General features: G+C 41.2%; 25 protein-coding genes and 1 other annotated feature. Of the genes, 3 read left to right on the top strand and 22 right to left on the bottom strand.

Going from position 1 to position 22,066, the window contains the following annotated elements:
• Positions 1 to 23 precede the first annotated feature (23 nt).
• The 15 genes from LI112_RS03515 to LI112_RS03445 all read right to left on the bottom strand — a co-directional run bounded on the left by LI112_RS03515 (position 24) and on the right by LI112_RS03445 (position 16,448).
• Positions 24 to 818: a zinc dependent phospholipase C family protein gene (locus LI112_RS03515; RefSeq protein ID WP_022388815.1), complete on the bottom strand. Its 795-nt coding sequence runs from the start codon at positions 816 to 818 to the stop codon at positions 24 to 26.
• Between the two features lie 18 nt (positions 819 to 836).
• Positions 837 to 1,406: an SMC-Scp complex subunit ScpB gene (gene scpB, locus LI112_RS03510; protein ID WP_005424520.1), complete on the bottom strand. Its 570-nt coding sequence runs from the start codon at positions 1,404 to 1,406 to the stop codon at positions 837 to 839.
• A 42-nt stretch (positions 1,407 to 1,448) separates the two neighbouring features.
• Entirely contained in the window at positions 1,449 to 2,234 is a 786-nt protein-coding gene (locus LI112_RS03505) for a ScpA family protein (protein ID WP_227190237.1), read from the bottom strand.
• Positions 2,235 to 2,236: 2 nt separating this feature from the next.
• Complete coding sequence (locus tag LI112_RS03500) at positions 2,237 to 3,055, bottom strand: metallophosphoesterase (RefSeq protein WP_022388814.1); 819 nt, start codon at positions 3,053 to 3,055, stop codon at positions 2,237 to 2,239.
• Positions 3,056 to 3,076: 21 nt separating this feature from the next.
• Positions 3,077 to 4,105 carry a molybdopterin-binding protein gene (locus tag LI112_RS03495; protein ID WP_173908056.1) on the bottom strand — a complete coding sequence of 343 codons (1,029 nt, stop codon included), beginning with the start codon at positions 4,103 to 4,105 and terminating at the stop codon, positions 3,077 to 3,079.
• 124 nt (positions 4,106 to 4,229) lie between these two features.
• On the bottom strand, positions 4,230 to 5,351 hold the full coding sequence (locus LI112_RS03490; RefSeq protein ID WP_195968427.1) for a D-alanyl-D-alanine carboxypeptidase family protein: 1,122 nt from the start codon (positions 5,349 to 5,351) through the stop codon (positions 4,230 to 4,232).
• Between the two features lie 221 nt (positions 5,352 to 5,572).
• On the bottom strand, positions 5,573 to 7,135 hold the full coding sequence (cls, locus tag LI112_RS03485; RefSeq protein WP_005424515.1) for a cardiolipin synthase: 1,563 nt from the start codon (positions 7,133 to 7,135) through the stop codon (positions 5,573 to 5,575).
• Between the two features lie 101 nt (positions 7,136 to 7,236).
• Positions 7,237 to 7,413: a 30S ribosomal protein S21 gene (gene rpsU / locus LI112_RS03480; protein WP_004222305.1), complete on the bottom strand. Its 177-nt coding sequence runs from the start codon at positions 7,411 to 7,413 to the stop codon at positions 7,237 to 7,239.
• A gap of 160 nt (positions 7,414 to 7,573) precedes the next feature.
• Positions 7,574 to 10,213, bottom strand: a complete 2,640-nt coding sequence (gene alaS, locus LI112_RS03475) for an alanine--tRNA ligase (RefSeq protein WP_173908054.1) — start codon at positions 10,211 to 10,213, stop codon at positions 7,574 to 7,576.
• A gap of 37 nt (positions 10,214 to 10,250) precedes the next feature.
• Positions 10,251 to 11,480 (bottom strand): tyrosine--tRNA ligase, encoded by a 1,230-nt coding sequence (tyrS, locus tag LI112_RS03470; protein WP_005424510.1) that lies wholly within the window; start codon positions 11,478 to 11,480, stop codon positions 10,251 to 10,253.
• An 88-nt stretch (positions 11,481 to 11,568) separates the two neighbouring features.
• Positions 11,569 to 11,786: a binding site (T-box leader), on the bottom strand.
• An 88-nt stretch (positions 11,787 to 11,874) separates the two neighbouring features.
• Positions 11,875 to 13,401 carry an LCP family protein gene (locus tag LI112_RS03465; RefSeq protein ID WP_005424509.1) on the bottom strand — a complete coding sequence of 509 codons (1,527 nt, stop codon included), beginning with the start codon at positions 13,399 to 13,401 and terminating at the stop codon, positions 11,875 to 11,877.
• Between the two features lie 19 nt (positions 13,402 to 13,420).
• Complete coding sequence (locus tag LI112_RS03460; RefSeq protein ID WP_005424508.1) at positions 13,421 to 14,230, bottom strand: immunoglobulin-like domain-containing protein; 810 nt, start codon at positions 14,228 to 14,230, stop codon at positions 13,421 to 13,423.
• A gap of 16 nt (positions 14,231 to 14,246) precedes the next feature.
• Complete coding sequence (locus LI112_RS03455) at positions 14,247 to 14,951, bottom strand: polysaccharide biosynthesis tyrosine autokinase (RefSeq protein WP_173908052.1); 705 nt, start codon at positions 14,949 to 14,951, stop codon at positions 14,247 to 14,249.
• Between the two features lie 2 nt (positions 14,952 to 14,953).
• Complete coding sequence (locus LI112_RS03450; RefSeq protein WP_044925546.1) at positions 14,954 to 15,703, bottom strand: YveK family protein; 750 nt, start codon at positions 15,701 to 15,703, stop codon at positions 14,954 to 14,956.
• A 1-nt stretch (position 15,704) separates the two neighbouring features.
• Complete coding sequence (locus LI112_RS03445) at positions 15,705 to 16,448, bottom strand: CpsB/CapC family capsule biosynthesis tyrosine phosphatase (protein WP_005424504.1); 744 nt, start codon at positions 16,446 to 16,448, stop codon at positions 15,705 to 15,707.
• 216 nt (positions 16,449 to 16,664) lie between these two features.
• Here LI112_RS03445 and LI112_RS03440 point away from each other — a divergent pair, with 216 nt between their 5' ends.
• Positions 16,665 to 16,928, top strand: coding sequence for a hypothetical protein (locus LI112_RS03440; protein WP_005424503.1), 264 nt, complete (start codon positions 16,665 to 16,667; stop codon positions 16,926 to 16,928).
• A 19-nt stretch (positions 16,929 to 16,947) separates the two neighbouring features.
• Here LI112_RS03440 and LI112_RS03435 read toward each other — a convergent pair whose 3' ends face one another.
• Positions 16,948 to 17,100 (bottom strand): hypothetical protein, encoded by a 153-nt coding sequence (locus LI112_RS03435; RefSeq protein ID WP_005424501.1) that lies wholly within the window; start codon positions 17,098 to 17,100, stop codon positions 16,948 to 16,950.
• Positions 17,101 to 17,209: 109 nt separating this feature from the next.
• On the opposite strand from LI112_RS03435, the gene LI112_RS03430 reads away from it, so the two are divergent.
• Together LI112_RS03430 and LI112_RS03425 are read left to right on the top strand one after the other, a co-directional pair.
• The gene (locus LI112_RS03430) at positions 17,210 to 17,536 is read left to right on the top strand and encodes a hypothetical protein (protein WP_005424499.1); all 327 of its coding nucleotides are present in this window, start codon (positions 17,210 to 17,212) and stop codon (positions 17,534 to 17,536) included.
• 24 nt (positions 17,537 to 17,560) lie between these two features.
• Positions 17,561 to 17,839 carry a hypothetical protein gene (locus tag LI112_RS03425; RefSeq protein ID WP_005424498.1) on the top strand — a complete coding sequence of 93 codons (279 nt, stop codon included), beginning with the start codon at positions 17,561 to 17,563 and terminating at the stop codon, positions 17,837 to 17,839.
• 56 nt (positions 17,840 to 17,895) lie between these two features.
• Here the strand turns inward: LI112_RS03425 and pgsA are convergent, their stop codons facing one another.
• From pgsA to LI112_RS03395, 6 genes are read right to left on the bottom strand one after another with little or no spacing between them, the layout of a single operon-like run.
• Positions 17,896 to 18,435, bottom strand: a complete 540-nt coding sequence (gene pgsA, locus LI112_RS03420; protein ID WP_005424497.1) for a CDP-diacylglycerol--glycerol-3-phosphate 3-phosphatidyltransferase — start codon at positions 18,433 to 18,435, stop codon at positions 17,896 to 17,898.
• On the bottom strand, positions 18,419 to 19,756 hold the full coding sequence (rimO, locus tag LI112_RS03415) for a 30S ribosomal protein S12 methylthiotransferase RimO (protein ID WP_227190236.1): 1,338 nt from the start codon (positions 19,754 to 19,756) through the stop codon (positions 18,419 to 18,421). Before rimO ends, pgsA begins: the two co-directional genes overlap by 17 nt.
• 54 nt (positions 19,757 to 19,810) lie before the next feature.
• Entirely contained in the window at positions 19,811 to 20,131 is a 321-nt protein-coding gene (gene rpoZ / locus LI112_RS03410) for a DNA-directed RNA polymerase subunit omega (protein ID WP_005424495.1), read from the bottom strand.
• A gap of 1 nt (position 20,132) precedes the next feature.
• Positions 20,133 to 20,765 carry a guanylate kinase gene (gene gmk / locus LI112_RS03405; protein ID WP_005424494.1) on the bottom strand — a complete coding sequence of 211 codons (633 nt, stop codon included), beginning with the start codon at positions 20,763 to 20,765 and terminating at the stop codon, positions 20,133 to 20,135.
• Complete coding sequence (locus LI112_RS03400) at positions 20,758 to 21,030, bottom strand: extracellular matrix/biofilm biosynthesis regulator RemA family protein (protein WP_022388800.1); 273 nt, start codon at positions 21,028 to 21,030, stop codon at positions 20,758 to 20,760. The genes gmk and LI112_RS03400 overlap by 8 nt, the downstream gene beginning before the upstream one ends.
• Before the next feature lie 18 nt (positions 21,031 to 21,048).
• A complete protein-coding gene (locus tag LI112_RS03395) occupies positions 21,049 to 21,927 on the bottom strand; it encodes a YicC/YloC family endoribonuclease (protein ID WP_055055238.1) in 879 nt (292 codons plus the stop codon).
• Between the last annotated feature and the right edge of the window lie 139 nt (positions 21,928 to 22,066).

Below are 22,066 nucleotides of genomic sequence, written 5' to 3'. Positions count from 1 at the left end.
AGACAGAAAAGCAATCATTCCGATCATCCATTGTATGTCAGAAACCATCTTTCTGACAGAGGAAATTCTTTTTTTGACAATTGGAATAATTCCGTCAGTTCCTGAGGTGCCTGTGCCAGAGCATGATTGTATAATCCGTGAAGTGTGTGTACAGGCACTGCACTTCCTGGAACCGGGTCTTTTTCCATAAAATATTCCATCATTTCAGAAGAAAGTTTTTTTCCAGCAACTCGAGACAGGAACATCAGGAATTTTTTCCGGCGTCCATGATTATCGTATACAAGACAGTTGGTGATCAGTTTTATCAACCTTAGAGAAGACATTATTTCCTTCGTCCGTATTCTGGGAATAGCTCTGTGAATCACTCGTGCATACGTAACGCGGGGAACAATGCCACAGGCCGGGTAATAATGATATGGATCTTTGTGAGTTTCGAGCATCAGCGTTCTGTCAAATTCTTTTTCAAGCAGGGTATGTGAGATGACATTGCGTTCAGCCATCTCGTAAACGAATGGATGACAGGCACTGTCAAGAAGATAGTGACATCCAAATCCGAGCAGATAAGCAAGTAATTTTTCGTCATGAGTTGTTCTTACGAGTGTCATTCCTCTTTCAAAGAATGGTGCTGCACATTCTCTGTGCATGGCGATACCGGTTTCCGTAACTTTAGGTTTTAGCATATCATAGAAGAGAATATCCGGTCCATGAAGACCAATTCGATATAGGTTTGTATTTCTGCGAATCACTTTCTGAATTTCAGCAGGAAGTTTTGCATATATTTTTTTACCAAACAGATCATGTGCATAAGTAGTTGGCATCTGGGGCACCCCACTTTCCTAAATATCTAGCTTCAACTGAATCTCCTCTTCGGCTTCTGCTTTAAAATCTTCCAGACGCACCGGATCAACAGAAGGCAGCTCTTCGAGGCCCTGAACACCAAAGCATCGGAGAAATTCTTCTGTTGTTCCAAAAAGAATCGGGCGACCCGGAGCGTCCAAACGTCCCAGCTCTCTGACAAGTTCATATTCTACTAATTTATTGATGGCGTGGTCACATTTGACGCCTCGAATTTTTTCGATTTCTGCTTTGGTTACCGGCTGTTTATATGCAATGATGGAAAGCGTTTCCAGCATGACATCTGTAAGTGCCGGCTTTTTGGGATGCATCGCAAGCCGGATAAGACATTCATAGTATTCTTTTTTGCTGCAAAGCTGATAAGACTGTTCCAGTTCAATGATCTGGATACCACGATCTTTTTTCTGGTATTTGTCCATCATATTTTGAATGATCTTACGAGTGGTTTCTTTATCCTGTTGAATAGCATCTGCAATCTGCGACAGTTCTACCGATTCACCCATTGTAAACAAAATTGCTTCAATTGCAGCTTCTAATTTTTTTATTTCCATATATAATTTCCTCAGGTTTTATATTTCGTTACGGAATTATCATTATTCATCTGCGAATTCTGTCAAATGTGTCCAGGTTTCCGGATCCTGTGTGACATCGACCTGAATATCATCAAACAGCTCGTCCTGTTGTACATGAATATAGCCCATTTTCATTAACTCCAGGATAGATAGAAAGGTTACGATAACCTGAACTCTGGATGACTGGCTGGTGAGTAGCTGACGAAAACTGAATTTCCGGTGTTCGGCTGCATAGCTTTTCATTGCCAGCATTTTGTCAGAAAGACTGACTTCTTCTTTTTCAATTGTTCCAAATTTGCTTCGGATCGGATCAATCTTTGACTCCTGCTTTTTCAGGATAGACTGATAGATATTGTTGAGTTTCTCCAGAGTCAGTCCGGCGAGAAGTTCTGCCGGATCAACCGGTTCACGATATTTCAATACTTCATCAGGAATGCTGGGGTTTTTATAAAAAACGCCGGCAGCATTATCCATGTAATCCTTCAGTTCATAGGACATGTATTTATACATTTTGTATTCCAGAAGTTTCTGTACAAGTTCCTCGCGGGGATCTTCTTCTTCGCCCTCTTCATTTACTTCTTTTGGAAGTAGCATCTTACATTTGATATCCAGAAGTGTGGCCGCCATGACCATGAATTCGCTCATTGTTCCCAAGTCTTCCTGCTCCATGGAATGCAGATATTCCATATACTGATCTGTGATCTCTACGATTGGAATATCGTAAATGTCTATTTCGTTTTTTTCAATCAGATGGAGAAGAAGGTCAAGAGGACCTTCGAATACATTAATTTTAACAGGTATTGCCATCTTCAGTGTTCCTTTACTGATTTTGTAGATTGGGGATACAGGTTTATAAGAACAAGTTCCCTTGGATTATGGATACGGACAGGAATGGTATGCTCGCCAAGACCGGCACTTACGATCATATGCTGCTTTCCTTTTTTAAATTCCCCACAACAGAATGGTGGAAAGAGCAGGTACTGAGGACAGGTGAGACCATGGTTTTGATCCAGACGCAAAACTCCTCCGTGATAATGCCCTGAAAGAATCAGATCAGCTCCCCAGGAAAAATAAGTATTTCCATATTTGGGATTATGTGCCAGTAATACATGAAATCCCGGTTGGGAAGGTGTACCGATCATCTCTTCCATTGCTGTCAGACTCAAAGCCGGTGAATTCGGTTTGTGATAATATTCGACTGGAAGTTCAAGTCCATGAAATACAAAATCATTTCCCTTCAACTGAACAGATGTATGTTCATTGTGAAGAAAACAAATGCCGGCAGATGTAAGCAGTTTTTCATAGTTTGAATAGAAAATCTCAGTCTCTGGATTGAGGAGCATTTTGTATTCGTGATTTCCAAGTGCATAAAAAACAGGAATCTGATCACAGATCCGGAGCAGCAGACCAGCTGCCGCTTCCAGAGTTTCTGTGTCTCTGCTTACAACCAGATCACCGCAGACCAGAACTGCATCAGGCTGACTGGCAATAATTGCTTTGTATAAAGTCTGGTGATTCTTTCCAAATACAAGGCCATGCAGATCTGCAAGAATGGCGAAAGTAACTTTTTGTTTGCCGGTAAGCCTGGTACTGGAAATGTTATAAGTACTTATCTTAAAACTTTTCATTATACTCCTTTGTAATACGGATTATTTGCCAAAGCCACAGTTTGGAAAAGTACAGACATCACAGTTCAGACAAAGTCCTCCCTCACCATATGATGCAATTTCATCTGCGCAAATCCGGTCATCGGCCATAATACGGGGAAGGATAAGATCGAATACAGTCCGTCTGGCATACATGACACAGCCTGGAAGACCAAGGATAGGAATGATTTTATCATTATTTTGGTAATAGGAAAGAAGAAGCATGGCACCAGGAAGAACCGGTGCTCCATATGTGACAACTTCTGCGCCGGTATCTTTGATAGCACCGGGGGTACGATCGTCAGGGTCTACACTCATTCCTCCGCTGCAGATCACCATATCAGCACCCTGGTCTATAAAGCTCAGAATATCTGAGGTAATCTGGCTGCGCTCATCCCCAGGCAGTGTCTGCCCCAAAATCTGACATGAGAATTCGTCAAGTTTTTCTTTCAAGACTGGAGTGAAAGTATCTTTGATCAGTCCTTTTTGTACTTCGCTTCCGGTCGTAATGATTCCAACTTTTTTAGAACGGTACGGAAGGATGGAAAAAATCGGTTTTGTTCCGGCCACTTTCTTTGCCTTATCCATTTTGGATTTTTCGATAACCAGAGGAATGATTCTCGTTCCGGCAATTTTATCTCCTTTTTTTACAGGAAAATCACCATGTCTGGAAGCAATCATCATTTCACCCAGGCTGTTGACTGCAAGCAATACATCTCGGCGGATTTTGAGTACGCCATCACAGTCGGCAATCAATTCGATCTTTCCTTCTTTGATATCACTGCCGTGCATATGAATATCAGCGGATATATGGTAGAGAATTTCTGCCGCTTCATTTTCGTGAAGAATACCCTCTTGTTTTTCCCAAACATAAAGATGTTCTTTTCCGACGGAAAGAAGTGCCGGAATATCTTCTTCGCGAACGATGTGACCTTTTTTAAAGAGAACACCCTTTTTTTCATCCTTTATAATTTGTGTTATATCATGGCAAAGCACATGCCCGACAGCATCTTCTGTACGAATCTCTTTCATTGCATCCATCTCCTGTTCCTGCGAAATTCTGTCGAAATCACTCTGGAATTGCTGTTTATTTCGTCTACAGCAACCATTTGGATTTTATTATACCTCGAACAGAAGGAAATTGTCAAAATAATTGTTAACACCAGAAAGTACAGAGGGTATCTTTCAGACAATCGGTATATTTTCTGATTCTTATTGATTCAGAATATATGACCGGTATGCGACCAAGCTCCTTCTGACCGGAAAAATATATGATTTCTCCAGCCTTTTCTCCTTTTTTTACAGGGGCGTTCACAGAGGCAGGATGGATGTATTTTTTGTTCACTGTCGTAATCTTTGTTCCATCGGTACTTAAATAGCGAAAAGTTTTTCCATATTGAACAGCTGCTGATCTGTGAAGTCCTCTTTTTACAGGGATAGCAGGGAGTGACTCCGGAGTGTTATCTTCATAGATGCTGCATCTGGAAAATCCGTAATCCAGAAGAGCTGCGGCATCTTTTAATCTTGCTTTATAATCAGGAGCAGCCATTACCACAGATATCAGTTTCAGGCTATTTCTCTCTGCTGTTGCTGAGAGACAAAATCCTGCTTTACTAGTACTCCCCGTTTTGAGTCCTCTGCATCCGGGATAAGTCCGAATCAGTCGATTGGTATTGGTGAGTCCGAATTCTTTGATTCCCTGACTTGTTTCATGGATAATCGTTTCCATCCATATAGAAGAATAATCAAGAATTTCCGGATATTTTACGATGAGTTCCCGACTCATGATCGCAATATCATTTGCGGTTGTGTAATGCTCGTCAGAATCCGTCAGACCACAGCAGTCAATAAAGTGAGTATTTTTCATTCCCAGACGGTCAGCACGCAGGTTCATCTGTGCTACAAATTCCTGTTCTGAACCGGAGATAAACTCGGCCATTGCCACACTGGCATCATTACCTGAGGCAATGACGATACATTTTATAAGCGTTTCTACTGTCTGTATCTCTCCTTCTTCAAGAAAAACCTGTGATCCGCCCATGGATTTTGCATGTGCGCTTGTTGTGACTGGATCAGTCAGGGAAATGTCCCCAGCATGTAAATGGTCAAAAATAAGTATCAATGTCATAATCTTTGTGACACTTGCCGGACTTCTGCGAGTATCTTTATCCTTGGCATATACGAACTGTCCGGTTTCAGCCTCCATAAGAACAGCGCTGGGAGCAGAAAGTTCGGGACCGGATGTGGAATTTTCCTGTCCGGCATAGACAGAGATCATACAGATATGTAAAAGCAGAAAAAAGAAACATAACGGAAGGAGAAGATATTTTTTGCGGAGGATTTTGTTATTTCTCATAAAAATTTTCCTGTCAGGCACTTTAGTATTATTGTAGCGGACAATCATAAAAATATACCTAAGAAACATAAAAACAGTATCTTTCCGCAGTTAAAATCCGCGGAGGATACTGTTTCTGTAAAAAAGCTTCATCCAAATGGATGTCAGAGTAAAGGTGCAAACAGGCGAAGAATACTCTGAAAAGCCCGTATGACAATGTTTCGGTTCCGACAGAAATCAATACTGATCGGATCACAGTAATTGAGTGTTTCCTGAAAGTCAGACAAGATGTCCTGGATAACTTTGTTTTTATAAAACCATACACCATTTTCAAAATGCAGATACAGACTGCGGTAATCCAGGTTGATTGTCCCAACGACGGCGATTTCATCATCGCAGACGAAAGACTTTGCATGAAGGAAACCTGGCTGGTATTCATAAATATGAACACCTGCCTCCAGAAGTTGTTCATAATAAGACTGTGTCAATAAGAAGACCATTTTTTTATCAGGAATCCCTGGTGTCATAATACGGACATCAACGCCACTTTTGGCTGCCAGACAGAGAGCCGTCATCATTTCATTATCAATGATCAGATAAGGCGTGCAGATATATACATATTTGCGGGCACGGTTAATGATGTTGAGGTAAACATTTTCACCAACAATTTCTCCATCAAGAGGTGTATCACTGTAGGGCTGTACATATCCGTCACTTTCAAATGAGTCTGGATGAAAATGATGTGGCAGATGCAGTTCATGGTCAATTGGCTCGGATGAATTGGCAATTACATTCCACATGTGCAGGAACATAACGGTCATATTCCAGACAGCTTCTCCTTTCAGCATGACTGCCGTATCTTTCCAGTGACCAAAACGACGCTTCTGATTAATATATTCATCAGCAAGGTTAATTCCGCCGGTGAATCCTGTTTTACCATCAATAACACAGATTTTACGATGATCACGATTATTTTGAACGATATTCAGAAGCGGACGAAATGGATTAAAAACCTGGCATTGAATGCCTTTTTCGCGAAGAAAGCGTTCATAATGATAGGGAAGTGTTGTGAGGCATCCAAAACCATCATAAATCAGGCGGACGTCAACTCCTTCGGTTGCTTTTCGTTCAAGAATATCCAGAATCGTTCGCCACATCACGCCATCATTGATAATAAAATATTCGATGTAGATATAATGTTCTGCCTGCTCCAGTTCACGAACAAGCACAGGGAACATATCATCTCCTACCTGGAAATATTCAGCAGTTGTATTAGTGTGAACCGGGAAACTGGAGTATTGATGAATATATCTGGACTGGACTGCCGCAGATTGAGAGGATTCCTCAAGACTTCTGGCGACATCAGGATCCTGTTTCATATAGGAAAAGCTTTCCTCCTGAACCTGTGCATATTTATTCTGGATTGCCTGTGCAATTCTGGATTTACCAAAAAGTATATACAACATAACTCCTAAAACAGGGAGACAGAGAATCAGAATCGTCCATCCGAGTTTATAAGACGGATTGATCTTTTTGTTTACGATCCAGAGTACGACCAGGATGCTGATCATACTGATTACATGCGAAATATATTTTGAATATGCTGCCAGTCTCCATGCGGTGATCAACAACCATGTAAGCTGAAGCATCAGCGCAACTGCAACATAAAAAATTCGATTAAATAATAACTGTAAGATTTTCTTGAAGGTATGAATGATACGATGCATAAATGTCCCTTTTTATTGTTTTACAGCATTGTTAATTTAGTGACGATTCATAAATCTTAAAAATCCCTGACGGAATTGTCGTCAGGGATTTTTGCGCACAATTAATTATATTTACGTTTTCTTGCGGCTTCAGATTTTTTCTTACGACGAACGCTTGGTTTCTCGTAATGCTCTCTTTTGCGGATTTCCTGCTGGATACCTGCTTTTGCACAGCTTCTCTTGAATCTGCGAAGAGCGCTATCTAAAGTCTCGTTTTCTTTTACGATAACGTTTGACATAGACTCACACCTAACCTCCCTCCAGTTGTAGATTGTGCTAAAATACAACTGTCTGGGTATTTTTCTTGCACGAATGTTATTATATAACATAGCTGTAACATTCGTCAACATTTTTTGGCTAAATTTAGAAAAAAATTATTTCATCAAAAAACAGTTCTTATTAGTGGAGCTGCTGTTCCAGAATTCCAGCTGCTGCTTTTACTGCTTCGTCTGCCTTTTCCGGATTTTTTCCACCAGCCTGAGCCATGTTTGGACGACCGCCGCCGCCACCACCTACGATCGCTGCGACACCTTTAATAAGATTTCCAGCGTGCGCTCCTGCTTTCTGAGCTGCATCTGTAGCCATAGCAAGAAGGTTTACTTTACCTCCGTTTACAGCTGCAAGAACAACAACACCTTCTCCGATCTTTTCTTTGAGCTGATCTCCAAGATCACGAAGTCCGTTCATATCAACGCCCTCAACCTTGGCTGCAAGGAGTTTTACGCCTTTAACATCAACGATCTGGTTCATAACATCACCGAGAGATCCCTGAGCCAGTTTGCTCTTGAGAGATTCATTCTCGCTCTGGAGAGATTTTACTTCTGCCTGAAGATGTGTGATCTTCTCAGTAATTTCTGCAGGCTGTGCTTTGAGTGCTTTGGCAACTTCCTGAAGCATAGTCTCCTGTTTTTTATAGTATTCAATAACGCCGTTTCCTGTCAACGCCTCAATACGACGCACCCCTGCTGCAATACCTGCCTCAGATACGATTTTGAAGAGCATGATGGAACTCGTGTTTTTAACATGTGTACCACCACAGAGTTCTTTTGAGAAATCACCCATGGATACAACACGTACTTTCTGATCGTATTTTTCACCGAACAGAGCCATTGCACCGGATTTCTTTGCTTCTTCAATATCCATAACGTCTGTTACTACAGGAAGAGCAGCCTGAATCTCTTTGTTTACAAGTGTTTCTGTCTGCGCAATTTCCTCTGGAGTCATTGCCTGGAAGTGAGCAAAGTCAAAACGGAGTCTGTCCGGAGTTACCAGAGAACCTTTCTGTTCCACGTGAGAACCAAGAACAGTCTTGAGTGCTTTCTGAAGAAGATGTGTTGCACTGTGGTTTTTCTCTGTGTCACGGCGGGCCTGCTCGTTAACCTTAAGGGTTACAGTCTCTCCTGTGGAAAGCATTCCGGATTCCATACGTCCGACATGACCGAATTTACCACCACGAAGTTTGATGGTATCTTCTACTACAAATTTACCGTTTGCTGTTTCAATTACACCGCAATCACCTTCCTGTCCACCCATGGTAGCGTAGAATGGTGTCTCTTTTACAAATACAGTACCTTTTTGACCTTCCACCAGAGAAGTTACGATTTCTTTTTCAGTTGTGAGAACTGTAATCTCGGAATCATAAGTAAGATGATCATATCCCTCGAATTTAGTGGTTACGTTAACATCGATCTCATCATATACAGTGGCGTCAGCTCCCATATAGTTGGTTACTTCACGTGCGGTACGTGCTTTGACTCTCTGTTCTTCCATTGCTTTCTGGAAGCCTTCTTCGTCGATTCCATAGCCTTTTTCTTCAAGGATCTCTTTGGTAAGGTCAAGTGGAAATCCGTAAGTATCATACAGTTTGAATGCATTTTCTCCGGAAAGAGTTTTTTCTCCGGCAGCCTTTATCTCTTCCTCCATGTCGCCGAGGATGCGAAGTCCCTGATCGATAGTTTTGTTGAACTGATTTTCTTCGTTAGTCAGAACTTTAAAGATGAATTCTTTCTTTTCTTCCAGTTCCGGATATCCGGCCTTGGAACCATTGATCACTTCTGCACTGAGTTTTGCGAGGAAGCTTCCCTCGATTCCCAGAAGACGTCCATGACGTGCTGCACGACGGATCAGACGGCGGAGTACGTATCCACGTCCCTCATTAGTCGGCATGATACCATCAGAGATCATAAATGTAGCAGAGCGGATATGGTCTGTGATCAGACGGATGGATACATCATCCTGATAGTTTTTCCCATATTCTTTGCCGGCAATCTCACATACCAGGTTACGAAGTGCACAGATGGTATCTACGTCAAAGATAGAATCAACATCCTGTACAACAACAGCCAGACGTTCAAGGCCCATACCTGTATCAATATTTTTCTGTTTCAGAGTTGTATAATTTCCGTTGCCATCGTTTTCGAACTGAGTGAATACATTGTTCCATACTTCCATGTAACGGTCGCAGTCACAACCTACGGTGCAGCCAGGTTTGCCACAACCGTATTTTTCCCCACGGTCATAATAGATTTCAGAACATGGGCCACATGGACCTGCACCATGTTCCCAGAAATTATCTTCTTTACCAAAACGGAAAATTCTGTCTGCCGGGATTCCGATTTCTTTATTCCAGATATCAAAAGCCTCATCATCGTCCTGATACACAGATGGATAAAGTCTGTTTGCATCCAGACCGACAACTTCTGTCAGAAATTCCCAGGACCAGTGGATTGCTTCTGTTTTGAAGTAATCTCCAAAAGAGAAATTACCAAGCATCTCAAAGAATGTACCATGACGTGCTGTTTTTCCAACATTTTCGATATCACCGGTACGAATACATTTCTGACATGTGGAGACTCTTGTTCTAGGTGGTTTCTCTGCACCTGTGAAATATGGTTTCAGTGGAGCCATACCTGCATTGATCAGCAGGAGGCTCTTGTCTCCCTGTGGTACCAGGGAAAAGCTTTTCATTACGAGATGTCCTTTACTCTCCATGAAATCAAGGAACATCTGACGAAGTTCGTTTACTCCGTATTTCTTCATGATTCTTTCCTCCTAAAAGAAAGTATATAAATACTTATTATTTGGCATAAACTCTGTTAAATTTCTTTTTGCCTCGCTTGAGGACAACTCCATCACCTGTAAGGGTATCTTTGGAAACCGTGTGTTTGATGTCTGTGATCTTCTCACCATCAATGGAAACACCACCCTGCTCGATTGCACGACGCCCCTCAGAACGTGTCGGAACAAGACCTGCTTTGATCAGCATGGTAATAAGGTCAATGGTTCCTTCTTCTACGAAGTCTTCATCAGTCAGTTCTGTGGTCGGCATATGTGCAGTGTCAGCTCCGCCAGAGAAAAGTGCTCTTGCGCCTTCCTGTGCTTTCTTGGCTTCTTCTTCACCATGAACCAGGTTGGTCAGTTCATATGCAAGGATTTCTTTGGCTTTGTTTAACTGACTTCCTTCCCATGTTGCCATCTCGTCGATCTGCTCAAGCGGAAGGAATGTAAGAAGACGCATGCATTTGATAACGTCTGCATCATCCACATTTCTCCAATACTGATAGAAATCAAATGGAGATGTCTTGTTCGGATCAAGCCATACAGCACCAGACTGTGTCTTACCCATCTTCTTGCCTTCTGAGTTCAGAAGAAGTGTGATGGTCATAGCGTATGCATCTTTGCCAAGTTTACGACGGATCAGTTCTGTACCGCCGAGCATGTTGCTCCACTGATCATCACCGCCAAACTGCATGTTGCAGCCGTATTTCTGATATAACATATAGAAGTCATAACTCTGCATGATCATGTAGTTGAATTCAAGGAAGCTAAGTCCTCTTTCCATACGCTGTTTGTAGCATTCAGCAGTAAGCATACGGTTTACTGAGAAATGTGCGCCTACATCACGAAGCAGATCTACATAATTCAGATTCAGAAGCCAGTCCGCATTGTTAACCATCAGTGCCTTTCCGTCAGAAAAATCAATAAAACGAGACATCTGTTTCTTGAAGCAGTCAATATTGTGCTGGATGGTTTCTTTTGTCATCATCTGACGCATATCGGTTCTTCCTGATGGATCTCCGATCATACCGGTACCTCCACCGAGAAGTGCGATCGGACGATTGCCTGCCATCTGCAGACGTTTCATCAGGCAAAGAGCCATAAAATGTCCTACATGAAGACTATCAGCGGTAGGGTCAAAGCCGATATAAAATGTTGCTTTTCCATTGTTTACCATTTCTTTGATTTCATCTTCATCTGTTACCTGGGCAATCAGGCCTCTGGCCTTCAATTCTTCCCATACTGTCATAATAAATTCCTCCTGTAATGAAATGCAGAAAAGTTTTGGCACAGTATATTCTGCATGCTATGGTATTAAAAAAGCCCGGTTCCTGTCCGTTTAGGACGAGAACCGGGTCCCGTGATACCACCTAAATTCGCAGGAAAAGTTCCCGCCTCATTGAGCACGATAACGAGTGCCAATCCGTCGTAGCCTACTGAAATTTTCGGTACGAAGCTCCAGGATGTATTCACATAAGTTCTGCATGTGCCTCTCACCAGCCGGCTACTCTCTGTCTGCTTTCCTTAGGCTACTTCTTCCCTTCAAAGCCGTTATAATATACTTCTAAAAGTATACAAATTGATAAAAAATTTGTCAAGAGCGTTTTGCTGCTCTTTTAACAACTTAAAGTGACAAAACATTTCTACTGAGCAGAAACATCTGCCTCAGAAAGCATGAAGCCCTGACGAACTTTCTGCATAAGTGTTTTGGCTTTGTCAACAGTTGTCTGATCAGGAACCATAACATAAGCTTTCTGACTCATGGAATATGGCTTCTGTGTATCCCCTGTACCGTCTACACTGTAGGAAAGAACCTGCCAGCTGCCGCCCTCATCGAGCTGCTGTTTTACCAGAGAGGTAATAACGTCATATGGAATATTTGTTTCAAAACATCCGGAAAGGCTGTCCAGAAGTGAAAGATAATTTTTCAGGATATCCGGAGAGGTTGCCTTATTGATAACACCCTGAATTACTTTCATCTGGTCTTTGCCTCGCTGACGGTCACCGGCAGAAAATGCATATCTTTCGCGGCAGAAAGCAAGAGCCTGATCACCATTTACCTGATTAGGACCTTTAGTAAAATGATAACCGGAACTGTTCTGTGTCGTAAAATCATAATCAGAATCAACGGTAATTCCGCCAAGTGCATCAATGATCTGCACAAATCCGGCAAAATTCAGGCGGAAATAATAATTGATATCTGTATCATAAAGCATATTCAGCGTATCCATACATACGTTGATACCATAGATTCCTGCATGTGTAAGTTTATCCGGTACTCCATTGGAAATAGAAAGTGGTACATAATAATCTCGTGGGGTGGAAATCATCAATACCTGTTTGGTCCGCGCATTGACTGTAAGGACGATATTTACATCACTTCGACTTGAAGCTGTAATATCGCCCCGTGTATCGATACCACTGACAAAAATCGTATAAATCTGATCTGTTACAGCTGCATCCTGGGTTGTGTCTGAAGAATCCTCTGCCTGTACATCTGTCTGAACCGGTGCCGGAGTATTACGTTCTACCAGTTTTTCTACCTGTTCAGATGCAATTTCACGGATCTGAGAAGAAAAGCTTGCATAATTGTCAATTTCATCAAAAACATCCAGATATGCTCTGTTAAGAACGATTGCCTGACAGTCGCCTTTCAGAAGTCCATCGGCAAGTTCTGTAAGGCTGCTGTATTCTTTGGTACTTACTTCCCCACCGGTCTCACTTGCCATCTGTTGTAATGCAGTGTCTGTGTTTTCTCGATCGAGATCTGCCAGAATACCAAATGAATAACTGGCTGCATCCATAAGGCTCTGGGCTGCATCATCCTGTTTGACATATACATTGATTTCGGTGATCTCTTTATTAACACCTGTAATATCATCAAGTGCAGATACTGTTTTATAAATATAAAAACTTGCAATTCCAAGAACGGCAAGAATGATAACCATCAATATGATTCCAATCCAGAAACGAATCTGTTTACGGAATTTTCGAATCAGAAGATGATCGATCAGAAGTAAAACAAGTAATACTGCAAATACGATACCAATGTACTTGGCAGAAAGCAGGTTTGTATAGAGCAGCAATACAGTAAACGCTATTTCTGCAACAAATAGTAAAATAGTTAAGATGATTCCTGGCATGCGATCCTGTTTTTTGGTTATTCTCATTTTTTCACATCCTGTTTGATTATTCAACAATTACAGTCAGTACTGCATTGTTGGAAATGTTATTTTGTGAGTCGATTACATAGTAAGTACATTTGTATGTCCCCGGAACTGCAGAATTAACTTCACCTGTGATCTGTACCTTCCGCCAGAGCGTATATACATCATCGGAATCATCTTTGATCTCACTGACATAGGACAACAGATCTACAGAGGTTCCCACAGGGACCTTGATCAGATAATCCTTGAGATAAATTCTAGGATTCTGATCAGACATAGCATTTGCTTCCGCTTCTTGTTTTTCTTTTTCTGCTGCAGCCTCATCAACTTCCGGTGTAGGAGTTGGCGTTTCCTCAACAGCAGCAACATCTGCATTCTCTTCTGCATGATCAGCAGCCTCTGGATTTTTACTCTGCTCAGCATCTACACCAGTTGTCGCCGCAGAATCTGCATTATCGGTTTTTTCTCCAAAAGCAGATGTATCTTCAGAAGCTTTGCCGGCATCGGATGGATCCATTTCCATCTCATATTTCTGCTTGGTGATGTTATTGGAATTGTCTTTTGCAGTATAAGTAACAGCGACATGTGAGTCATCAATCTCATACACGGATTCTACTGTTAGAGAAGATGAAACGTCTCCATCTTTCCGGTCAGTTGCAGTCACTCCGGTCAGAAGTTCTTCATTACTCATATCAGAACGATATACAGAAGGTGCTTCAGAGGTAAATACAATTTCTGGTCCTTCTGTATCTGCATTCATTCGCATAAAGCCTACGCCTCCGGCGAGACCAATACATACAACGAGCAGAAGTGCAACCCATTTTTTGGACATAATCTATCAATGCTCCTTATTTCTTTTCGGTTTTCTTGTCACCGTACTTGCCATAATACTTACCATAATACTTACCATAATACCCCTGCTTGCTCATGTCAACCTTATTTAATATTACACCAAGTATTGGGCAGTTACATTTTTCAAGCTGGCCTTTTACATCCTGAGCGAAACGATAACTGATCACACCGGATTCCATGACTATAATGGATCCGTCACATTCATCTGCAATGACTGCACTGTCAATAACACTTCCAAGTGGCGGTGTATCAATGATCACATAGTCATAAACTTTTCTGATCGCAGATAAAAATCGTTTGAAATATTTGCTACCGAGAAGTTCTGCCGGGTTCGGCGGAACAGTTCCTGCATAAATAATATGAAAACGTGGAACATTTGTAGCACAAATAACATTTTCAATCGTTTCCTGATGGGAAAGAAGATGTGACAGTCCCTTGATCTCCTCTCCTTCTACTTCTGTACGTCCCATAAGCACAGATTTACGAAGGTCAGCATCAATAAAAAGAACTTTTTTTCCTGAATCTGCCAGAGATAAAGCAAGATTCAGAGAGACTGTACTTTTTCCTTCATTTGGTGTACAGCTTGTAACTGCGATCACTTTTTTGTCTTCACCACAGAATAAAAGGTTTGTACGTAATGATTTATAGGATTCGTTTGCACTGTAATCCAGTTCCTGACGATAAATATTAACTTCTTTCATGATTATCTTCTCCCTCTGGCTCTTTTCTGTTTCTGTTTTTTCTTTTTCTTTTTACGATCTGTTTCAGTTAACGGGATCGTACCCAGAACACTGAGACCAAGATATTTTTCGACATCTTCCTGTGTCTTCACAGTATCGTTGGAAATATATGCGATCAAGATGATCGCAACAGACAAGAGTACGCCAAGGAGTACACCGATAATACCATTTTTACTGATACTTGGACTTGACTGCTGATCCGGAATGTTCGCTGTTTCAACAACATTTACGGCATCAATATCCATTACATTTTTAATATGGTTTGCAGCAACATCTCTGATAGCATTGGCAATCTTGCATGCTTCATAAGGGTCTGCATCTGTTACAGTGATTGAAAGAATACGAGTATCTGTTGCAGAATCTACTGTCATTTTTTTCAGAAGTTCTTCATGTGTGAGATCAAGATTTAACTGCGCGATCACACCTTCAGTAACTGTACGGCTTTTGATCAGTTCTGCATAGTCTTTTGTCAGAGACAAACTTGTCTGCATATCCTGCTGAGTAAGTGTATTGTTGTCCTGCTTACTTAACACGTACATTTTTGTAGTAGATTCATATTGTGGCGTAATAAAAAGAATTGTTCCACCAATAAAAGCAAGTCCTGCAATGATTCCTGCCAGAAGAATGATCCAGAACTTGTTTAATAATACATGGAATAATTCTAACACATCAATTTCAATATCGGTATTGTCTTGTAAATTCTGCTGTTCCATTTTATCTTCCCTTCCTACGCTGTGCATCCGCAATTATTTTTTGTGGATTTCTTATGAAAAGCTGGTTTGCATAAGAATCTCCTTCTTTTTTTGAAACATAATCATAAGCTTCACCAATTCGTGATATCCGTTCTTTGGTTCCATGACAGTCAGAACCAACAAAACTGAGCAGATCCTGTTTCATAAGCTTTTTACAGTATCGTCTGGTACCAAATCCGTCTTTTCCAATGATACTGTCGGCATTCACCTGCATAAGCGCACCGAGATCTGCCATTTCTTCAACAAATCCGATATCTTTTCGCATACATTCATAACGTTCGATATGTGCTACAATTGGTTTGTAACCATGAGAAAGCAATGAATATAAACGTTCTCGGATATAGCTTGCTTTTGTGCTTCCCGAAAATTCTGTAAGAACATAACGGGAACCGGCCATTGTGTGTACTTCTCCGCTGCGAAGCATCTCTACCATTTCCATATTAGAATGAAATTCGCATCCGAGATATACGTGAAGATCAGGTGCAACTTTTCTAGCCAGCTGTTTTAATACCAAAAACTGGTGCTCCACTGTTTCAATGGGAGTTTCAAACATCTGAAGCCTGTAATGGGGAGTTGCAATAATATTGCGTACACCCTGTCTGTATTCCATCTGAAGCATTTTGTATGCTTCTTCTGCGCTCGAAGCTCCGTCATCAACCGAAGGAACAATGTGACAATGTATGTCAAACAGTCCCTTATCAGGCATATTCTATCCTCTCCTTTTCCTGCTTTTTGCTTTTATAAGCAATATTAACATTCGAATTATAGCTCATTTCAATTCCCTTTTCAACAGAATTTTCATATATATGCGAACAAAAATTATGTGGAAATAAAAATTGTTTCTCTTCTCAGATAATTGTAAGTAACGCATAAAGCTTTCACTGCATAATATGAAGTGTAAACAAAACCTGGAGGATTTACTATGAGTGATTTAGCTGCTACAAATTGTGGATGCGGTGATGAAAGATGCGGATGTAATAACAACTGTGGCTGTGGCAATGGAAACAGTCTTTTTGGAGATAACTCCTGTAATTGTATTCTCTGGATCATCTGTCTGATGTGTCTGTGCGGAAACAATGGGTATGGAAACGGATGCGGCTGCAGCAATGGCAATGATTCCTGCTGGATCATTATCGTACTGCTCCTGCTCTGTGGTGGATGTGGCAATAACGGTTGTGGCTGCTGATATCTTTGGGAGGCAGAGGTTATTTCCTCTGCCTTTTCTGTGTATGCTGTGAAGAATGTATGCCTGCTTTTTTGTCAGGAAAATGTTTCGTGTCTTTTTTCTTCTTTTCAAAACACTCGAGATCGATTTCATAAAATGCATTTCCATTTATAATAAGTTTTTCTTTTTTCATATTCAGAAAATCCTTTTATTTGTTGAGATAATTTATAGTATGTCAAATCTTATTGCACTGTCATAAAATAATTAGCAAAAGCATATAATCGTTAGAAAGGAGTGGCTGTATGGAACAGGAAACCATTGCACAGACCATGTTGGATCAGCTAGTCACCGATGAAAATTCTCAGATGCTGAAAGCACTGATTCCCTATTTGTCTTTTTCAGGTCAGAGAATACTGGCTGCATACGCCAAAACACAGGAACTGTGTAACACACTTCAGTTATTTTCCAGGCCACAGAACGATATGCAGATCTGCAGTTCCAGGCCAATGAACCCAATGGAACTGTTAAATGATATCCGAAAATTCAGTTATGGAGAAAACAGAAGAAAGCTGGACCAAGCAGTAAATATGTTTGCAATGCTAGAGATGTTGATGACAATAAATGAATAAACAGTTTTCTGGGGAGGTGATCAGATGGCGATGAATGATGACTGGAAAAATGATCCGAAGCTGAAAGAAATTGACAAAACCAAATTAGATATGCTGCAGAACCTTGCAGAAAAGGGCAATGGAAAAAGCGTGTCAGACATGATGCCATATTTAATGAGTGCTGCTGCTTCCGGAAAAAAGAATGGACTGCATTTTTCACAAAATGAAATTTCAGCGGTCCTTGAAGTGATGAAAGCAGGAAAAACTCCACAGGAAGCGTCCAAAATTGACCGTATTGTAAATCTGATGCGCATGATACACTAATAAATATCCCCCGAACGATCATATATAACGTCCGGGGGAATTCCGTTATCTGTATATTATTCCTGCATGGACAGAACGGTTCGGTTCTGCCAGATGTAGGTGATCAGAGAAATGATGGTCAATGCAAGGGAAAGCCAGATAAAAATCTGTTCAAGTATAACAAAGATACCATCAAAATGAAGTATCAGCAAAATGATCATGATCATCTGGGAAGCTGTTTTAAATTTTCCCCAGTAGTTTGCAGCAATTACAATACCATTTTCGGCAGCAATAAGGCGGAAACCACTGATAATAAATTCGCGGGCAATGATAATGATGACGAACCATGCAGGAAGACGTTTGAGATCGATCATACAGATCATTGCAGAACATACAAGCAATTTATCCGCCAGAGGATCCATAAATTTACCAAAGTTTGTAACAAGATTGTTTTTACGGGCAAGATATCCGTCAAACCAGTCTGTAACGCTTGCGACCACAAACAGAGTCAGAGAAATGTAACGATTGGCTTCTCCGCCCCATCCGGTCAGAAGAAATATTACAAGAAAAGGAACAATGATCATTCTTGCAATTGTAAGTTTATTCGGTGTATTCATCAGCCAACTCTCCTATCAAATCGTATTCCATTGCGCCTGTTACTTTTACTTTTGCAAAATCGCCTGTAACAAGCAGTTCTCCTGTTTGAACAAACATATATCCATCTACCTTCGGAGCATCTCCGTAGGTACGTCCGATATAGGCACTTTCGCCGGAAACCTTTCCTTCGATCATAACAAGTAATTCCTGACCGATACGGTCATTTCCTTTTTCCAGGGAAATTTCCTGCTGCAGTTCCATGATCTCATCACGGCGTTCTTCTTTAAGTTCTTCTGGTACCTGTTCTTCCATTGTTTCGGCAGGTGTTCCCTCTTCCGGTGAATACGTGAAAACTCCAAGACGGTCGAATTCCATTTCATCTACAAATTCCATCAGTTCCTGATGGTCTTCTTCTGTTTCGCCCGGAAAGCCTGTGATAAGGGATGTCCTGAGAACGATATCCGGGATTTCTCTGCGCAGCTTGGTAATGATTCCTACAAGTTGTGCTTTGGAAGTGCGGCGGCCCATACGTTTCAAAATACGGTCGCTTGCATGCTGGATTGGAAGGTCAAGATAGTGGCAGATCTTCTTTTCCTCTTTCATGACCTGGATCAGTTCATCATAAATTTCTTCCGGATAACAGTAAAGAACACGGATCCAACGGATTCCTTTAATCTGGCAAAGTTTCTTAAGAAGGATATGCAGAGTTTTTTTGCCGTAAAGATCAGTACCATAGACGGTTGTTTCCTGTGCAACGAGAATCAATTCCCTGACTCCCTGGGAAGCCATATACTCGGCCTGCTTCAGAAGACGCTCTTCAGGAACACTGCGGAATTTACCTCTCAGCGAAGGAATGATACAGTAGGTACAATGCTTATCACAGCCTTCAGCAATCTTAAGATATCCGAAATGTCCACCAGTTGTAATGACTCTGCGACCGGAATCTTCCGGGAGAGCATTAATATCTTTGAATTCCTGAAAAACATGACCGGCTTCTGCTTCATTTAATGCTTTGACGATATCTCCATAAGAAGTAGTTCCAAGAACAGCATCTACTTCCGGAATTTCCTCCGTGATTTCTTCTTTGTAGCGCTGAGCCATGCAACCAGTTACGATCAGTATTTTGCATGTCCCGGTTTTTTTGTATTCTGCCATTTCAAGAATCGTATTAACGCTTTCTTCTTTGGCATCATGAATAAAGCAGCATGTATTGATGACAATCGCATCTGCTTCTTCTTCAGAGTCTACGATTTCATGACCATTTCCGGTAAGCAGTCCAAGCATTTCTTCGGAATCTGCAAGATTTTTATCGCAGCCCAGTGATATAAATAATATTTTCATATATTCTCCTGATAGACGTAATCAGAAGACATAAAGTCTTCTGATTACTCTGGTTTACTGGTTATTTTCGGTTGTTTCTTCGATATTTTCAACAGTCTCTTCTGCAACCGTCTGTGTTTTTGTTGTATCTTCTTCCGCTTCTGAAGCAGCTACGATCTTAACTTCGCCCTTGTAGAGCTCATCAATCGCTATAGAAAGAGGTTTTTTACCAGCAGTGTTAGGTACCAGCGGTTCTGCGCCTGCAATCAGCTGTCTTGCTCTTTTGCTGGTTGCAAGAACCAGTGAGTAACGGCTGTTCAGCATCATTGTGTTGTCGTCTTCCTCTACATTGTTGTTGATTGCCTGAATAAGTTCAGAATATGATGGATGTATCATATTATTTATCTCCTTTCATAAAGATCCGGGCTTCTTCCTGGATCGTGTTGATAAGTTCTTCGTTGCGCTGTGCTCGACAGCGTTCGCTCAAAATGATCTGATGAAGCTGATCGACACAGTCTTCAACCTGATCATTGATCAGAATGTAATCATAATTATTCATTCCCTCCGATTCTTCTGCCGCACGTCTGAGACGAGATGCAATCACATCAGCCGTTTCTGTACCACGGCCTATCAGACGGCTGCGAAGTTCTTCAATCGTAGGTGGGGTTACAAATACCAGAACTGCTTCCGGAATTTTTTCTTTGATCTTCATTGCACCTTGAATTTCTATTTCAAGGATTACGTTTTTCCCCTGAGAAAGCATATCTTCTACATAAAACCGAGGAGTTCCGTAATAATTACCCACGTATTCAGCATGTTCAAGAAGCTGATCTTCCTGAATCATAGCTTCTACTTCTTCTCGTGTTCTAAAAAAATATTCAATACCATCTCTTTCACCTTCACGAGGTTTCCGCGTTGTTACAGAAATTGAAAGCGCATAATTTTCATATTTTTCCAGAAGACGTTTCATTACCGTACCTTTGCCGGCACCTGAAAAGCCGGAAACAACTGTTAAAACACCTTTACTCATGTTCCTCTTCCTTTTCTTCATAATTATTAGCTTCCGCAAAACGCCGGGCAATCGTTTCCGGTTGAAGTGCGGATAAAACAAGATAATCATCAGAGGTTACAATAACGGCTTTTGTTTTACGGCCCTGTGTTGCATCGATCAGAGAACGGGTTCCCTTGATGCTCTGGATCATTCTCTTTACCGGTGCTGCATCAGGACTGACAACTGCAACGATCTTGCGGGAATTAACTACGTTTCCAAAGCCGATGTTGATTAATTTTGCCAAAGCTGTATTCTGCCTCCGTTATTCTATATTCTGGATCTGTTCACGGATCTTTTCAATCTCTGTCTTAAGATCGATCGCGATATTGGAAACTTCCAGATCATTTGACTTGGAAAGGATCGTATTTGCTTCGCGGTTCATTTCCTGTGCCATAAAGTCCATTTTGCGGCCAACACCTTCTGATTCCTGAAGAATCTTCTGCATGCCATGAATATGACTGTGCAGTCTTACGGTTTCTTCATCATTACAGATCTTGTCTGAAAACAAAATAACTTCTGCTGCGATACGATTATCATCAATCTGAGAATCTTCCAGGAGTTCATGTACCTTCTGTTCCAGTTTCTCCCGATATGCCAGAACCACCTGTGGGGACCGTTCTTCAACCAGAGATACTTTCTGATCAAGACCTTCAAGCTTGGCAAGCAGATCTTCTTTCAGATGATTTCCCTCTCTGGTACGTGTTTCTACGAATTTGGTACAAGCCTCTTTTAATGGATCTGAAAGCAATTTCCACAGTTCTTCCTCGTCTACAGACTGTTCTTCCATGCTCAGAACTTCCGGATATCTGGATAAAGCTGTTACTCGAATATCATTTTCCAGATGAAATTCCTCGGCCATCTGATTCAGATAACGGAGGTATTCTGCAGCCAGATCTTTGTTATATTTCAGAGTATAATCACTGGAAATATAGTCTTCATAAGTGATAAATACGTCTACTTTGCCGCGCTGCATGTATTGCTTTAAAAGATTTCTGACCTGACCTTCCAGCATATTGAAACGCCGTGGCATTTTGATGTTCAGATCAAGATATCGGTGATTGACTGATTTCAGTTCAACCGTAATCTTACACTGACTGGTTACTTTTTCTGCGTGGCCGAAGCCTGTCATACTTTTTATCATAAGCTCTCTCACTTTGCAAGTCTCTATTTTTACATACAGATTTATTATAGAGCATTCTAAAAATCTAGTCAATTCGTTTTTTCTATAAAATATTTTATAAACAGTCAAATACCCACGTTGACATTTCCATACTGCCCGC

Source organism: Blautia sp. 210820-DFI.6.14 (genome assembly GCF_020558815.1).
Classification (GTDB): Bacteria; Bacillota; Clostridia; order Lachnospirales; family Lachnospiraceae; genus Blautia_A; species Blautia_A obeum.
Note: the sequence above shows the minus strand (reverse complement) of the source record. Positions and strands in the feature narration are given on the sequence as shown.

Excerpts from the sequence above, each read along its gene's own strand:
- LI112_RS03435 (WP_005424501.1), bottom strand. The coding sequence starts at position 17,100 with ATGAAAAAAGAAAAACTTATTATAAATGGAAATGCATTTTATGAAATC.
- LI112_RS03515 (WP_022388815.1), bottom strand. The coding sequence starts at position 818 with ATGCCAACTACTTATGCACATGATCTGTTTGGTAAAAAAATATATGCA.
- LI112_RS03430 (WP_005424499.1), top strand. The coding sequence starts at position 17,210 with ATGGAACAGGAAACCATTGCACAGACCATGTTGGATCAGCTAGTCACC.
- LI112_RS03445 (WP_005424504.1), bottom strand. The coding sequence starts at position 16,448 with ATGCCTGATAAGGGACTGTTTGACATACATTGTCACATTGTTCCTTCG.
- LI112_RS03465 (WP_005424509.1), bottom strand. The coding sequence starts at position 13,401 with ATGAGAATAACCAAAAAACAGGATCGCATGCCAGGAATCATCTTAACT.
- LI112_RS03460 (WP_005424508.1), bottom strand. The coding sequence starts at position 14,230 with ATGTCCAAAAAATGGGTTGCACTTCTGCTCGTTGTATGTATTGGTCTC.
- LI112_RS03490 (WP_195968427.1), bottom strand. The coding sequence starts at position 5,351 with ATGATCTCTGTCTATGCCGGACAGGAAAATTCCACATCCGGTCCCGAA.
- LI112_RS03395 (WP_055055238.1), bottom strand. The coding sequence starts at position 21,927 with ATGATAAAAAGTATGACAGGCTTCGGCCACGCAGAAAAAGTAACCAGT.
- LI112_RS03455 (WP_173908052.1), bottom strand. The coding sequence starts at position 14,951 with ATGAAAGAAGTTAATATTTATCGTCAGGAACTGGATTACAGTGCAAAC.
- rpsU (WP_004222305.1), bottom strand. The coding sequence starts at position 7,413 with ATGTCAAACGTTATCGTAAAAGAAAACGAGACTTTAGATAGCGCTCTT.
- alaS (WP_173908054.1), bottom strand. The coding sequence starts at position 10,213 with ATGAAGAAATACGGAGTAAACGAACTTCGTCAGATGTTCCTTGATTTC.
- LI112_RS03450 (WP_044925546.1), bottom strand. The coding sequence starts at position 15,703 with ATGGAACAGCAGAATTTACAAGACAATACCGATATTGAAATTGATGTG.
- cls (WP_005424515.1), bottom strand. The coding sequence starts at position 7,135 with ATGCATCGTATCATTCATACCTTCAAGAAAATCTTACAGTTATTATTT.
- LI112_RS03500 (WP_022388814.1), bottom strand. The coding sequence starts at position 3,055 with ATGAAAAGTTTTAAGATAAGTACTTATAACATTTCCAGTACCAGGCTT.
- rimO (WP_227190236.1), bottom strand. The coding sequence starts at position 19,756 with ATGAAAATATTATTTATATCACTGGGCTGCGATAAAAATCTTGCAGAT.
- tyrS (WP_005424510.1), bottom strand. The coding sequence starts at position 11,480 with ATGACAGTATGGGAAGAATTGAAGGCCAGAGGCCTGATTGCCCAGGTA.
- LI112_RS03440 (WP_005424503.1), top strand. The coding sequence starts at position 16,665 with ATGAGTGATTTAGCTGCTACAAATTGTGGATGCGGTGATGAAAGATGC.
- rpoZ (WP_005424495.1), bottom strand. The coding sequence starts at position 20,131 with ATGATACATCCATCATATTCTGAACTTATTCAGGCAATCAACAACAAT.
- pgsA (WP_005424497.1), bottom strand. The coding sequence starts at position 18,435 with ATGAATACACCGAATAAACTTACAATTGCAAGAATGATCATTGTTCCT.
- gmk (WP_005424494.1), bottom strand. The coding sequence starts at position 20,765 with ATGAGTAAAGGTGTTTTAACAGTTGTTTCCGGCTTTTCAGGTGCCGGC.
- LI112_RS03495 (WP_173908056.1), bottom strand. The coding sequence starts at position 4,105 with ATGAAAGAGATTCGTACAGAAGATGCTGTCGGGCATGTGCTTTGCCAT.
- LI112_RS03505 (WP_227190237.1), bottom strand. The coding sequence starts at position 2,234 with ATGGCAATACCTGTTAAAATTAATGTATTCGAAGGTCCTCTTGACCTT.
- scpB (WP_005424520.1), bottom strand. The coding sequence starts at position 1,406 with ATGGAAATAAAAAAATTAGAAGCTGCAATTGAAGCAATTTTGTTTACA.
- LI112_RS03425 (WP_005424498.1), top strand. The coding sequence starts at position 17,561 with ATGGCGATGAATGATGACTGGAAAAATGATCCGAAGCTGAAAGAAATT.